16 protein-coding genes and 1 other RNA gene are annotated in these 12,710 nt (G+C 72.1%); 6 read left to right on the top strand and 11 right to left on the bottom strand.

Annotation, left to right across the window (positions count from 1 at the left end):
* The first annotated feature begins 17 nt into the window (after positions 1-17).
* The 3 genes from ACFPK1_RS22545 (at position 18) to ACFPK1_RS22535 (ending at position 1,146) form a co-directional block, all read left to right on the top strand.
* Entirely contained in the window at positions 18-413 is a 396-nt protein-coding gene (locus tag ACFPK1_RS22545; protein WP_378023188.1) for a nuclear transport factor 2 family protein, read from the top strand.
* A gap of 56 nt (positions 414-469) precedes the next feature.
* The gene (locus tag ACFPK1_RS22540) at positions 470-658 is read left to right on the top strand and encodes a hypothetical protein (protein ID WP_378023187.1); all 189 of its coding nucleotides are present in this window, start codon (positions 470-472) and stop codon (positions 656-658) included.
* A gap of 86 nt (positions 659-744) precedes the next feature.
* A complete protein-coding gene (locus ACFPK1_RS22535; protein WP_378023186.1) occupies positions 745-1,146 on the top strand; it encodes a nuclear transport factor 2 family protein in 402 nt (133 codons plus the stop codon).
* 9 nt (positions 1,147-1,155) lie between these two features.
* Here the strand turns inward: ACFPK1_RS22535 and ACFPK1_RS22530 are convergent, their stop codons facing one another.
* Together ACFPK1_RS22530 and ACFPK1_RS22525 are read right to left on the bottom strand one after the other, a co-directional pair.
* Complete coding sequence (locus tag ACFPK1_RS22530; RefSeq protein ID WP_378023185.1) at positions 1,156-2,394, bottom strand: ArsB/NhaD family transporter; 1,239 nt, start codon at positions 2,392-2,394, stop codon at positions 1,156-1,158.
* Positions 2,395-2,401: 7 nt separating this feature from the next.
* On the bottom strand, positions 2,402-3,160 hold the full coding sequence (locus tag ACFPK1_RS22525) for a sulfite exporter TauE/SafE family protein (RefSeq protein ID WP_378023184.1): 759 nt from the start codon (positions 3,158-3,160) through the stop codon (positions 2,402-2,404).
* 70 nt (positions 3,161-3,230) lie between these two features.
* Here ACFPK1_RS22525 and rnpB point away from each other — a divergent pair.
* Positions 3,231-3,631, top strand: an RNA gene (rnpB, locus tag ACFPK1_RS22520) — RNase P RNA component class A.
* Between the two features lie 26 nt (positions 3,632-3,657).
* Here the strand turns inward: rnpB and ACFPK1_RS22515 are convergent.
* From ACFPK1_RS22515 to ACFPK1_RS22480, 8 genes are all read right to left on the bottom strand, one after another.
* Positions 3,658-4,794, bottom strand: coding sequence for a tyrosine-type recombinase/integrase (locus ACFPK1_RS22515; RefSeq protein WP_378023183.1), 1,137 nt, complete (start codon positions 4,792-4,794; stop codon positions 3,658-3,660).
* On the bottom strand, positions 4,794-4,991 hold the full coding sequence (locus tag ACFPK1_RS22510; protein ID WP_378023182.1) for a helix-turn-helix transcriptional regulator: 198 nt from the start codon (positions 4,989-4,991) through the stop codon (positions 4,794-4,796). Before ACFPK1_RS22510 ends, ACFPK1_RS22515 begins: the two co-directional genes overlap by 1 nt.
* 16 nt (positions 4,992-5,007) lie before the next feature.
* Positions 5,008-6,537 (bottom strand): replication initiator, encoded by a 1,530-nt coding sequence (locus ACFPK1_RS22505; RefSeq protein WP_378023181.1) that lies wholly within the window; start codon positions 6,535-6,537, stop codon positions 5,008-5,010.
* Positions 6,534-6,821, bottom strand: coding sequence for a hypothetical protein (locus tag ACFPK1_RS22500; RefSeq protein ID WP_378023180.1), 288 nt, complete (start codon positions 6,819-6,821; stop codon positions 6,534-6,536). The genes ACFPK1_RS22505 and ACFPK1_RS22500 overlap by 4 nt, the downstream gene beginning before the upstream one ends.
* Complete coding sequence (locus tag ACFPK1_RS22495; RefSeq protein ID WP_378023179.1) at positions 6,818-7,714, bottom strand: FtsK/SpoIIIE domain-containing protein; 897 nt, start codon at positions 7,712-7,714, stop codon at positions 6,818-6,820. Before ACFPK1_RS22495 ends, ACFPK1_RS22500 begins: the two co-directional genes overlap by 4 nt.
* Positions 7,707-8,507 carry a hypothetical protein gene (locus ACFPK1_RS22490; protein WP_378023178.1) on the bottom strand — a complete coding sequence of 267 codons (801 nt, stop codon included), beginning with the start codon at positions 8,505-8,507 and terminating at the stop codon, positions 7,707-7,709. The genes ACFPK1_RS22495 and ACFPK1_RS22490 overlap by 8 nt, the downstream gene beginning before the upstream one ends.
* Positions 8,508-8,636: 129 nt before the next feature.
* Positions 8,637-8,885, bottom strand: a complete 249-nt coding sequence (locus ACFPK1_RS22485) for a hypothetical protein (protein ID WP_378023177.1) — start codon at positions 8,883-8,885, stop codon at positions 8,637-8,639.
* On the bottom strand, positions 8,882-9,217 hold the full coding sequence (locus tag ACFPK1_RS22480) for a hypothetical protein (protein ID WP_378023176.1): 336 nt from the start codon (positions 9,215-9,217) through the stop codon (positions 8,882-8,884). Before ACFPK1_RS22480 ends, ACFPK1_RS22485 begins: the two co-directional genes overlap by 4 nt.
* Before the next feature lie 165 nt (positions 9,218-9,382).
* Between ACFPK1_RS22480 and ACFPK1_RS22475 the strand changes: the two genes are divergently transcribed.
* Together ACFPK1_RS22475 and ACFPK1_RS22470 are read left to right on the top strand one after the other, a co-directional pair.
* Complete coding sequence (locus ACFPK1_RS22475) at positions 9,383-10,684, top strand: helix-turn-helix domain-containing protein (protein ID WP_378023175.1); 1,302 nt, start codon at positions 9,383-9,385, stop codon at positions 10,682-10,684.
* 65 nt (positions 10,685-10,749) lie between these two features.
* The gene (locus ACFPK1_RS22470; RefSeq protein ID WP_378023174.1) at positions 10,750-11,229 is read left to right on the top strand and encodes a GNAT family N-acetyltransferase; all 480 of its coding nucleotides are present in this window, start codon (positions 10,750-10,752) and stop codon (positions 11,227-11,229) included.
* A 15-nt stretch (positions 11,230-11,244) separates the two neighbouring features.
* Here ACFPK1_RS22470 and ACFPK1_RS22465 read toward each other — a convergent pair whose 3' ends face one another.
* Positions 11,245-12,699 (bottom strand): multicopper oxidase family protein, encoded by a 1,455-nt coding sequence (locus ACFPK1_RS22465; RefSeq protein WP_378023173.1) that lies wholly within the window; start codon positions 12,697-12,699, stop codon positions 11,245-11,247.
* Positions 12,700-12,710: the final 11 nt, after the last annotated feature.

Raw genomic sequence — 12,710 nt, 5'->3', positions numbered from 1 at the left:
ATCACGGGGAGCACCGGATGACCACCACCACCGACACCGCGACCGCCGTCCGCGCGGTCTACGACGCCTTCGGCCGGGGCGACATCCCCACCGTCCTCGAGGCCTTCGACCCCGAGATCGTCTGGATCGAGTCGACCGGGCTCATCCGCGGCACGTACCGGGGTCCGCAGGGCGTCCTCGAGGGAGTGTTCGTCCCGATCGGGAACGACTGGGAGGGCTTCACCGTCGAGACCGAGCGCCTGGTCGGCCAGGGAGACGTCGTCGTCGCCGTCGGCACCTACCGGGGGACCTACCGCGCGACCGGCAAGGCGATGACCTCCCGCTTCGCCCACGTGTGGGAGATGCGGGACGGCAGGGTCGTGCGCTTCGAGCAGATCGCGGACACCGAGTCGTTCAACGCTGCGCTGACCTGAGCTCCGTCACCACGACAGGACGAGGGCGAGCGCGGGACCGTCGCGGGGCCCCACCAGTGCCGCAAGACCGTCGAGTACCCCGAGGTCGCGACGCCGTCGTCGATCGTGACACCGCCACCACCGCCGAGGACGACCTGCGCCTGCTCGTCTTCACCCCGGCGCCGGGCTCCGACGCGCGCAGCCGGCTGGACCTGCTGGCGGCGGTGGGCACGCAGTCGATGGAGGTGAGCCGACCCCCCGCCTGACGTCGATACGTACATCTACGAACTGTCCGACCTCGTGGATCGGCGCAGGCTCGCTCCACGAGCCCACTCCGAGCGGGGGACCCACCATGAGCACCGTCGCCACCGACAACGTCGCCGCCGTCCGCAGCGCCTACGAGGCCTTCGCGCGGGGCGACATCCCCGCCGTGATCGATTTCCTCGCCCCCGAGGTGCTCTGGATCGAGACCCAGGGCGGGCCGTACGGCGGTGTCTACAAGGGCCCGCAGGCCGTGCTCGAGGGCATCTTCGCGCGGGTCGGCTCCGACTGGGACGGGTTCGTCTGCGACGTGGACCGTGTACTCGCCGACGGCGACACGGTCGTGGGGATCTGTACCTACCGCGGAACCTACCGGGCCACCGGGCGCGACATGGCCGCACGTGTCGTCCACGTCTGGGAGGTGCGCGACGGCCAGGCCCTGAGCATGGAGCAGTTCGTCGACTCCGAGCAGCTCAACGCGGCCGCGCGCTGACCCCGACCGTCACACCACCAACGCCAGCGCGGCGGTCCCGGCGACGATGGCGAGGGGGACCGTCGCGAGCCCCGCGACCGTGAACGTGCCCAGTGGGGCGGGGACGCCGCGGGCGGCGAGGACGCGACGCCACAACAGCGTCGCGAGCGAGCCGACCGGGGTGAGGTTCGGCCCGACGTTCACGCCGATGAGCACGGCGAGCACGGCGCCGACCGCCGGGGTCGGGCCGAGCGCGGCCAGCAGGACCAGCGTCGCCGGGAGGTTGTTGACCAGGTTCGCGAGCACGGCCGCGATCGCCGCCAGCCCGAGCAGCGCCCCGAACGACGTGCCGTCCGGGAGCAGGCCGGCGACGAGCTGGCCGAGGCCGCGGTCGGTCACGGCGGCCACCACGACGCCGAGGGCCAGGACGAACAGGCAGAACAGCGGCGAGGCCGCGGCGACGACGTCCGGGACGCGGGTGCGGTGAGTGGCGAGCGTCCGGATCGCCAGGACGCCCGCGCCCGCCACCGCGACCCACACCGGCTCGATCCCCAGCGGCGACGAGGCGGCGAAGCCGAGCAGTGTCGCGCCGAGGACCGCGAGCGCGACGCGGGGGACCGGCGCCTCGTCGTCCGGGCCCGCGGGATCGGCGGGCGCGGCGAGGTCGCCGCGGAACGTCAGCCGCAGCCCCACGTACTCGACGAGCAGCACTGCGAGCTGCGGCAGCAGCATCAGCCCCGCGAACCCGAGGAAGGTCACGCCGCTGGACTGCAGGGCCTGCAGGGCCAACAGGTTGGTCAGGTTGGCGACGGGCAGCAGCAGCGATCCGCTGTTGGCCAGGTGCGCGCAGGCGAAGGCGTGCGGGGCGGGGCGCGCGCCGAGGCGCCGGGCGGTGTCGAGCACGACCGGCGTGAGCAGCACGACGGTGGCGTCGAGGCTCAGGACCGCCGTGGTCGCCGTCGCGGCGAGCACGACCAGCGCGAACAGGCGCCGTGGGCGGTGGTGCGAGTGGTGGGCGAGCAGCCCGCCCGCCCAGCGGAACACCCCCTCGGCGTCGGCGAGGTGCGCGAGGACCAGCACCGCGGCGAGGAAGCCGACCGTCGGCCCGAGCTCGCGGACCTCGTCCCACGCCCGGCCCGGCGCGATCAGGCCGGTCACGAGGACGATCAGCGCGGCCGGGATCGCGGCGGCCGCCTCGGGCAGGTTGCGGGGACGGGTGACGGCGCCGACGAGCACGACGGCCAGCAGGCCGACCGCGAAGACGGTCACCGTGCCGTCACCGCAGGAAGAGGTAGATCGCCACCGCGACGCCGAGCACCACGACGCTCCAGCGCAGCACGCCGTCGGGCATCTTCTTGGCGACGGCCATGCCGAGGAACCCGCCGATCAGCGTGGTCGGCGCGAGCAGCAGCACGGCGAGCCAGTCGACGGGGGCGAAGAGCGCGAACAGCACCACGGTGACCGTGCTCGTCACCAGCGAGAGCAGGACCTTGACGGCGTTGAGCCGCCGCAGGGTGTCGTGGGCGAGCAGGGAGAGCACGGCGATGAGGACGACGCCCAGCGCGCCGCCGAAGTAGCCGCCGTAGACCGCGGCGACGAAGATCGTCGGGAGCAGGACCCTGGGGTTGTCGGCGGTGCGCTCGGTGCGCCCCGTCCACTGCTTGATCCAGGGTTGCGCGCCGAGCGTGAGGCTCGCCAGCAGCACGAGCACGGGCACGACGGCGTCGAACACCGACTGCGGGAGGACCAGCAGCAGCCCGCACCCGAGCGCCGACCCGAGCGCGGCGACGATGCTCGTGCCGACGAGGCGCCGGCGCTGTCCCCGCAGGTCGCGGCGCGCGTTGACCGTCGAGCCCGCGTAGCCCGGCCACTGGGCGACGGAGTTCGTCACGTTCGCGGGCAGCGGCGGCAGCCCCACGGCGAGCAGGGCGGGGAAGACGATGAGCGATCCGCCCCCGGCGACGGCGTTGACCGCGCCGGCCAGCAGCCCGAGGGCGGCGAGCAGCGCGATCTGGAGCACCGACGGGTCCGACACGATGCGCGACGCTAACGGTCGTGCCGACCCGTGTCCTGGGGACACGGGTCGGTACCATCGGCGGCGCGGACGAGTCGGCCGGGCGACCGCGGCGGGTGATCCCCGTCGAGGAAAGTCCGGACTCCACAGGGCAGGGTGGTTGCCAACAGCAACCCGGGGTGACCCGCGGGACAGTGCCACAGAGAACAGACCGCCATCGGGCTCGCGCCCGGTGGTGAGGGTGAAACGGTGGTGTAAGAGACCACCAGCGTCCTGGGCGACCAGGACGGCTCGGTAAACCCCACCCGGAGCAAGGTCAAGAAGGTCGGTCCGCGAGGACCGGCCGCGCAGGTCATCCGAGGGCTGCCCGCCCGAGACCTGCGGGTAGACCGCTGGAGCCCGCCGGCGACGGCGGGCCGAGATGGATGGTCGCCACCCACGCGCCTGTGAGGGACGTGGGCACAGGATCCGGCTTACAGGCCGACTCGTCCGCCCCACCTCCTGTGACCTGCATCTTCCTAGCTGGCTCCTTCCTCGGACTCCTCATCGGGGCACACCGGGGGCACAGCAGGCCGACGGAGCACCGTGTCCACCGCCTCGCGCGTGCGGTCGTCCGAGTCCGGCCACAGGTGCGAGTAGGTGTCCAGGGTCTCGGCCGCGGTCGCGTGCCCCAGCCGGCTCTGTACGGTCTTCACCGACTCGCCGTGGCGGATCAGCAGCGACGCGAAGTAGTGCCGGAGATCGTGGAAGCCGGTGCCGACCGGAGCGCCGGCGGCGGCCACCATCGGACGCCAGACGCGGGAGAACGCCGTGCGCCGCAGTCCGCTCCCGTTGCCGACGGTGAAGACCAGACCGTCGGGATGCGACGACGGGAACCGCCGCACGTGCTCGGCCAGCTCCTCGACGACGACCTGGGGGAGTGGAATCGTCCGGTGCGAGGCCGACGTCTTCGGCGGCGCGAGGAATGTGGCCTTCCCGGGCATGAGCACGAGCTGTTGGTCCACGCGCAGCGTCCGGCGCAAGAAGTCGATTCGGTCGAGCGCGAGCCCGAAGCACTCGCCCTGCCGCATCCCCGTTCCGGCCCCGAGGACGACGAGCGCGCGGAGACGCGGGGGAGCGGCTGAGATCAACGCCTCGACCGTCTCGGTCGTCAACGGGACGATCTCCCGCGGGAGCTTCTTGGGCAACCGCGTCCCCTCGCACGGCGACGAGGAGACGAGCCGGTCGCGGATCGCCGCCTTATAGATCGAGGCCATGATCCCGTGCACGACCTGGACCGTGGAGGCCGACAGCGCGTCCGGTTCCGACGACAGCCGGCTCACCCACGCCTGAACCTCACTCGGGCGGATCGAGGCCAGCCGACGGTCACCGAAGCACGGATAGACGTTCCGGCGCAGATTGGTCTCCACGTGCGCCTGCGTGGTCGGTCGGTGGACCTGCGCCAGCCGCCACGATTCCGCGTAGTCCCGGAAGACCGTCTTGTCGTTCGGGTCGACGTACGACCCACGTACAAGATCGGCCTCCACCGTGGCGAGGAAGCGTTGCGCGTCGAGCTTGCGCGAGAACGAGCGCTTGCGCTGCTTCCTCGACGGGTCGCGCCACCTCGCGACCCACGTGGTGTTGCCGTCGCGAAGCCGCTTCTCGATCGACGACATCAGGCAGCGCCGTCAAGGTCGGCAAACCAGCGGCGCACGTCCCGCGGGTCGTATCGGACATGACGGCCCACGCGTCGGCCCACGGGGCCGATGCCCTGGTACCGCCACTGATAGAGCGTGCTCACCGGCACGCCCAGGAACGCCGAGACGTCGGCGACTCCCCACAGCCGTTCCGGTTCCTCGTTCTGCATCGTCATTCCCCCTCCTCGTTGTTCACGCAGTGATCGAGTCGACTTCGTCGCGGGCGGCACATCGCCGGGCGCGGGCGTTGGCCGCCGAGGTGTTCGCGAGGAGCGCGTCGGCGCTGGTGTGCCAGCCGATGCCGGCGTAGGCCAGAGAGCTGACGATGATCTCGGTGGTGTCCTCCTCGCTCGGCTCGTCGTCCTCGTCAGGGCCAGCCTGGTGCTGGGCCAGGCGCCAGTCCCGGCGCGCCCGGCGCAGGGCGCCGAGGGTGGTGGAGTACCGGCGGCTGCGGGTGGAGAAGTGGCCACCGAAGCCGAGCATGTGCGCCCAGCGTTGGAGCCGGCCCCAGCTGGCGGCCCATTCCTTGGCGTCGGCGCGTTCGGGGCGGGTGCCGAGGTGCCAGCAGGCGTCGACCTGTCGGCCGGGGTGGGTGTCGAGAGTGGCGTGGTCTCTGACGGTGTCGGGGCGCAGGCGGCTGGAGGTGTGGCCGGCGAGTTCGGTGGCTTTGGTGGCGTATTTGGCGAGGTAGCCGGCGACGGCGGTGGTGGTGATCTCTCCGGCGTCGTCGAGGTCGAGCCGGGAGAGTCGGACGGGGCGGGGGTCGACCTGCTCGCCCCACGTGATCGGCCACCCCTGCTTGCGGCCCGGGTGCGGCGCAGTCGTGAACCGGGTCTCGGCGACGGCGTCCCGGAGGATCGTGGCGAGGTGGTTTGCGCCGACGCGGGGGTCGGGCGGGTTGACCGCGTCGGGGTCGCGGGGGTCGAGCCCGTCGAGGCGAACCAGGGCATGGAAGTGCACCGCGCCGCGGTGCTGGAACTCGGCGACCTTGGTGTACGAGAGCCGCAGCTTGATCCCGTCGCGCTTCGCGAGCGCCGAGACGGCCCGGCGGGCGGTGATGATGGTGCGGCGCCACAGCTCCCCGCTCGCCAGGTTCCACACGGCCTGGTGGGGGTGGTCGTAGCAGTCCAGGCACAGCGGACGGCCCCGCTCCTCGGCGTCGTCGCCGTGGCGGGTGAAGCAGGCGAGCGGGTGGCCGTGGGGGCAGTGCTCGAGGGAGCGGCGGGGGCGGCACGGCAGGGTGCGTCCAGCGCGGTCGGTGCGGTGGGTGTGCACGGGGCCGAAGGAGGGGGCGGTGGCGGTCAGGAACACGCAGGGGTGCTCGCCGACGGAGGCCGGGACGCCTTTGCCGCCGACGAGGCCGGCGGTGACGAGCTGGTAGGTGTCGGCGCGGTAGGTCTCCGCGCATCCGGGGCAGACGGCGGCGCGTCGGTTGCCGCAGGGGGTGTAGAGGACCCCGTCGGGCATGTCGGTGGTGTGGCGCTCGCCGGTGATACGGCCGGTCGCGGCCTGGACGTGTTGTACGAGACCGGTCAGGCGGATGGGGTGGGAGCAGCCGGCGGCGCCGGCCACGTGGGCGGTCCAGGCGTCGTAGTCGCGGGCGAGGGAGGCTGCGAGCTCGTCGAACGACACCCCGCGAGCCGCCTTCGCGAGCCGGCGGGCGGCGAGCTCGTCGACCGTCGCCCCCGTCGGCCGCGTGATCTGAGCGGTGGCCGTGGTCATCGTCGGTCCCATCGGGAGGTGTCGATCGATGGATCGCGGCTGGCGAGGTAGCGGGCGTTGGCGCGCAGGTCGCGTCCGAGCAGGTCCGCCTCGTTCGGCGAGAGGATCACTTCCACGGTGGTGTCGGGCAGGACGGTCAGCCGGACGACGAGCACGATCGCGGCGGCGTCCATGACCGTGGCGATGTTGGCCGCGCACAGCCGGAACAGCAGTGGTCGCCCGTCGTCGTCCGGGGCGGCATCGAGGGCGAGCTGGGTGGCCTCACCGCGAGCGGGGGCGTTCACGGCGTGCTCCCGGCGCGGAGGGCGGTGGCGCGGTCGGCCAGGGCGTAGACCTGCTCGTCGGACAGGTAGGCCGACTTGATCCGGCGCGGTTCGCCGCCTTCGGCCAGGAGAAGCCCGACGCCCTTGTCTTCGGGGGCGATGGCGGCGGCGCTGTGGCCGCGGGTGGCCCAGCCGGCGCCGAGCACGATGTCGCTGCTGCTGTCGGTGGTGCAGCGGAACGCCCACCGGTAGCCGAACAGGTCCCGCAGGCTCGTCGGGATGATGTCCGAGGACGGGCGCTGGGTGGCGGCGATGACGATGATCCCGGCCGCGCGACCGCGGGCGACGAGGTCGCGGACGAGGACCGCGAACGTCTCGCGCTGGGTCTTGGTGCCGACCGTGGCTGAGTAGTAGGCCACCTCGTCGAAGACGCCGACGATGGGGCGGATGCCCTGCGCGGCATCGTCGGGCGTGATCTTGCGGCGGCGTCCGGCGTCGAGGCGGTCGTAGCGGCGATCCATCTCGGCCTGCAGCTCTTCGCAAGCGCCGATGGCCTCGTCGAGGTCCGGGCCGACGAACCGGTCCGCGCAGGTGCGCCAGAGGCCGAGTTCGACCAGCTTGCCGTCGAAGAGCCAGAGGTCGCAGTCGGTCGAGAGAGCGGCGTGGCCCACCGGCAGGTTCAGCCCGACCGACTTCCCCGCGCCGGGCTCTCCGGCCAGCAGCATGTTCCGGTAGGCCAGCGTCACGCGCACCGGGCGGCCGTGCTCGTCGACCCCAAGGTGGATCGGCTCCCAGATCGACAGACCAGCCGGCTCGGGAGCCTCGTCGCAGAAGAGGGCAGGGGGGCGCACGGCGGCGAGCCAGTCGCGCAGGAGAGCGCGGAGACGGACGGGTTCGGTGGCCGGCTCAGACATAGTCCGACCAGTCCCCACCCCGGTCGGGCACGACCGGCCGGTCCTGCGGGCCGTCGGGCGCGTGCTTCGGGTCATGGTGCTCGACGAGAGCGGGGACGTCGTCCCGCTCGTCGACGGTCGCGCGGGGAGTCGAGACCCGCGCTCCGGAGCGGTCGCCGGTCCCTGACCAGTGCCGGTTGGCCGGGATGGGCGGCACCACGACCGCGCCGACCGGCGGGGGCGTGCCGTTAGAGGCGGTCCAGTCGTCCAGTTCGGATGCGATCAGCTCCGTGGCGAGCGGGTCACGGCGGATGACGTCGACCCGCACGAGCGCCGTCATGCGCCGCGTGGTGGTCACACGGGCATCGCGGGCGAAGCAGCCCGAGGCGATCCACTCGGCCTCGTCTTCGACGTCCGAGGGTGAGATGCCGGCCCGCAAGAGCAGCCAGACGGTCTCGCCGACCTCGGTGGGGTGCGACCACAGGAACAGCGGCGCAGCGCGGGAGAAGTTCAGGCAGCGGCGCTCGATGAGGACCTGACGCAGGCGGTGACGGGTCATCACCGCCGCCGCGCGGCGGGTTACGAAGCGCCGCAGCACTGGCACCGCCAGCACCACGGCAACGATCACGGCGATGAACGCCGAGGCAGCCACGGGCGGGAGCCAGGAGTAGGCGACGGCGAGGAACACGAAGACCAGCGCGAGCGCGGCCAGTTCGGCCCGTAGCCGGACCGCGAGACCGGCCAAGCGCGCGGCCGGATGGATCGGGGGCGAGGTGATGATCTCGAATCCATCGGTCCGCGAGCCGCGGACCATCGGACGAGAGCGGGAGGACGAGGAGCGAGCCATGACGTGACTCCGAGGACGAAGGTGAATGGGGAGAGGCGAGGGCGTGGGTCGGGGCTGCGGGGAAGCCAGCCCCGACCTACGACAGCGACCGGGCCGTCAGTCGGGCCAGGCGAGCGCGGCGCAGATGCCCGCACACGCGAAGACCTGCGACCCGGTCCGCGACCGGCCGACCGGCACCGCGGCGATGCCCGACGGACCCGACCGCGTGCCGGGGATCGGCTCCGGGAGGTACTCGGGTGGGAGTTCGGGCAACAGGAACGAGCGCTCGCACATCGCGCACTCGGTCCCGTCGGCCTGGCTCTCGTTGAGCCCGGACCACACCGCCTCGCTGCGGGCGGCGGTCACGACCCCGAGCCCTTCGGCGCCGGGGCGCCCGCCGGCGCATGCTCGATGCTGTCGGCGCGGAAGGCGACCCCGGAGCGCTGCCCCTGCTGCCACGGGATGGCGACCAGGTTGACCGGCCGGACCTCTGCGCCCTGCCCGACGTCCGGCGCGCCCGGCGTGGTCACGGTGATGATCTCCGCGCCGTCGTCGTCGAGCTTGATGAGCTGTGTGACGAACAGCGGCGTTCCGGTCAGGCGGTCGGTGCGCTGGCGGCCTTCCATGTCGTTCTTCGGGCGCGGCACCACGCCCACGCTGTAGCGAGAGCCCGAGATGTCGACCTTGATCGCTGCCATGATCTTCTCCTGTATTCGCGTCCCGCGAAGTGCGGGAATGTCGCGAAGCCAGTAGAGGCGCCGGCAGTCGAGTGAAGCCCCGGCCTATTCAGCTCTGAATCGCCACCGCCGTGTCTGCATAGCGGGGTACGGTCAACCTGCCCGCTCACGGCCAGGGGAGGCGCCATGGCGGACGAGAAGGCGACTGTCGTCGCCGCTCTACTCTCGCCCGAACACCGGACCGCTACCGCGGCCGGTGACGCCGGCTCGGTCGTCCGTGCCGCACGCAAGGCGCTCGGATGGAGCCAGGGGGAGCTTGCATCGCGCGTTGGCTACTCGCAAGCGACGATCTCACGCTTGGAGCGCGGGTCGACCAGGGCGGCGCAGGACGCCGTGCTGCTCGCCGACGTGGCCGACGCGCTCGGCGTTCCACCTGCGGTTCTTGGCCTCGCCACGGCCCGTGCCGGACCCGCCGGGACTAACCTGGACGATGTGAGACGGCGCGACTTTCTTGGCGGCGCCGCCGCGCTCACAGCGGCGGCGTTGCTGCCGCAGGCCATTGTCTCGCCGGCTGCGGTGGGTCAGCCCGAGATCGATCAGGCATGGCGGGCGCTGGAGCGCCTCTTCGAGCTGGACGACCTCCAGGGCGGCGCGCAGGTCTACCAAGTCGCCGACGCCATGGCCACCAAGCTCGGCGCAGCCCTGAACCAAGGTCGCTTCACCGCGGACGTCGGTCGCCAGCTCGCCGGCGTCGCCGGAACCACCATGGAACACGCCGGATGGCTCGCCTTCGACGCCGGCCAGAACGCCGCCGCCCGCTCCTGGTGGCTCGAGACCATCCACCTCGCCCGCGACTTGGGCGAGGCACCCACCGCGCACGTCGCGGCCCTAGCGTCGATGTCCTTGCAGGCAAGCGGCGACCCCACAAGAGCGCGGGAGGCGTCGACCCTGGCCGATGCAGCGCGTACAGCGGCCGGGGGAGAGGCCACGCCAACATTGCTCTCCGTCCTCGCCGCCCGCGAGGCGGTCGCGCACGCGCAACGGGGCGACGCCGTGGCGGCCAAGGCGGCGATGAGCGAATCGCGCCGGCAGCTGGACCACGGTCCGCGCGCCGACGAGCCGCTGTGGCTTCAGTTCTGGAGCCCGGCCGACCTCGCGTGCCACGAGACTCGGGTAGCGCTCGCTCTTGGTCACCCCGGTATCGCGGAGACCTCGGCTCGCGCGGCGCTTGCCACGGCCGACGAGCGGCGGTTCCCTCGCAACCACGCGATCTACTCTGCCCGCCTCGGCTCCGTCCTCGCGCGTCGCGGACAGCTCGACGAAGCGATCTCCGTGACCGCCGACGCCGTGAAGCGCATCGACCAACTGAGCGGTTCACGACGCATCGTCGCCGACTTGACCACGACGGTGGACCACCTCGGCACGCGGTCCTACGCGCCGGCCCAGCACTTCGCCACGGCCGCACGTCGACTTCTGGCGGCCGCGTGACCCTCGCCTCCGCCAGCATCACGACTTACGGAGCCGGCGCCCCGGACTCTGCTCTCGCGGACGCCGTGGCGCTCTACCGCCTGGTGTACGCGGAGCCGCCTTACAGCGAGGGTGAAAGCGACTTCCGGGACTTCGCCGACTCGCTCCCACGTCGTGCAAAAGCGCCAAATTTTCGCCTGGTCATCGCACGCGAGAGTTTCCGAGCGGTCGGCTTCGCCATGGGTCACAACCTCACCCCGAACACCAGATGGTGGCAGGGTGCGATTACGACGCTACCTGAGGACCTCACCCTCGAGCACGATGGCCGCACATTCGCCGTCATCGAGCTCGCAGTGCTTGCGGAGCGGCGGCGTCAGGGTTACGCACGAGCGCTGCACGCGCATCTGCTCGCCGATCTGCGCGAGGAACGGGTAACGCTGCTGGTCCGACCTGACGCGACGGCTGCTCGATCAACCTACGAAGCACTCGGTTACGAGGCGGTCGGGCAGATCAGGCCCTTCCCGGATGCACCGATTTACAACGCAATGGTTCGACAGCTTCGGTAGTTCGCCGAGGCCGTTCTAGCGTGCGTCGATGGTGGCCATCATGCCGGCGTCCTCGTGGTCCAGGACGTGGCAGTGATAGACGCTTCGTCCGGGCTGGGCGGTGAAGGGGACACGGAGTCGCGCCCACCCTTGCGCGGGGACGAGGACGACGTCCTGGAGGGTGCCGGTGGGTGGTGTCGCGGCGCTGGTGGCGAGGACCTCGAAGGGCCAGACGTGCAGGTGGAACGGATGGGCCATCGGGGTTGGGTTGGTGATCGTCCATTCCTCGATCGATCCGAGAGCGACGTATTGGTCGGTCCGGACGGGGTCGTAGGGTCGGCCGTCGATTGCGAAGGTCATCCCGCCCCCGGGACCGTTCCCGCCCATTCCGCCGCCCATCCCCATCGTGAAGGCGATCTGGCGGCGGCCGGTGATCGGCCCGCTGGGGGCGCTCTCGGGGACCGGAGTGGCGGGCAGGGCTGCGGGTGCGGTCTCGGCGCCGGTGACGGTCAGGGTGGCCAAGGTCGTGGTGGACGTGGTGGCGGTGCCGCCGGGATTCATGCCCATGGCGGTAGTGCCTCGGTCGTCGGGTTCCGCGCGCAGGGCGTAGGTACCGGGTCGGGTGGGCCGGACGAGGACGTCGGCGCGGTTGCCGGGAGCGAGCAGGACGCGGTCGCGGGCTGCGGGCGCGGGCAAGTAGGCGCCGTCGAGCGCGATCTGGGTGAGGACGTGGTCGTCGAGGCGCAGCGCGAGTGCGCGCGAGCTGCACGCGTTGATCACCCGCCAGCGCTGGACATCCCCGGCGGCAACGTCGATGGCGGGTTGGTGCTGGCCGTTGACCAGGAGCAGCTCGCCCTGGCGGCCGGCCATGCGCTGCATCGGGTCGGGGGTGACGACGCCGCCCTCGGCGTCGAGGGTGGTGTCGGTGATGAGGACGGTGTGCTCGGCGCTGACGGCGAGCTCCTCGCCGCCTTCGACGATGAGGGCGCCGGCGAGGCCGCCGTAGAGCTGGTCGGCGACGGTGCCGTGGTGGTGGGGGTGGTACCAGAAGGTGCCGGTGGGATGGTCGGACGGGATGGTGATCCGGTAGTCGAAGGCCGTGCCGGGGTCGATCCGGAGGAAGGGGTTGTCGGAATTGCCTTCGGGGGAGACGCGCAGCCCGTGGGTGTGCAGGTTGGTGGGCTGGTCGAGCTCGTTGCGCAGCCGCAGCGCGATCTCGTCGCCGGGACGTACCCGCAGGGTCGGGCCGGGCGAGGAGCCGGTGTAGCCCAGCGCCTGGGTGCGGCGCCCGGCCAGCACGGTCCCCACACCGGCGGTGAGCTCGAGGGCCAGCCGACCGCCGCCGCTGCGCATCTCCGACGGGTCGCGCAGCGGTTGGCCGGTGACGGGCTCCAGTCGGCCGCCGTCGCTGGTGGTGATCCATCCCGCGGTGCCGGCGGCCACGGTGGCGGCGCCCAGCCCCATCAACCCCAGGGCAGCGCGCCGGCTCATCCGTGGTCCGC

The organism is Actinomycetospora rhizophila, assembly GCF_042657905.1.
Taxonomy (GTDB): domain Bacteria; phylum Actinomycetota; class Actinomycetes; order Mycobacteriales; family Pseudonocardiaceae; genus Actinomycetospora; species Actinomycetospora rhizophila.
Note: the sequence above shows the minus strand (reverse complement) of the source record. Positions and strands in the feature narration are given on the sequence as shown.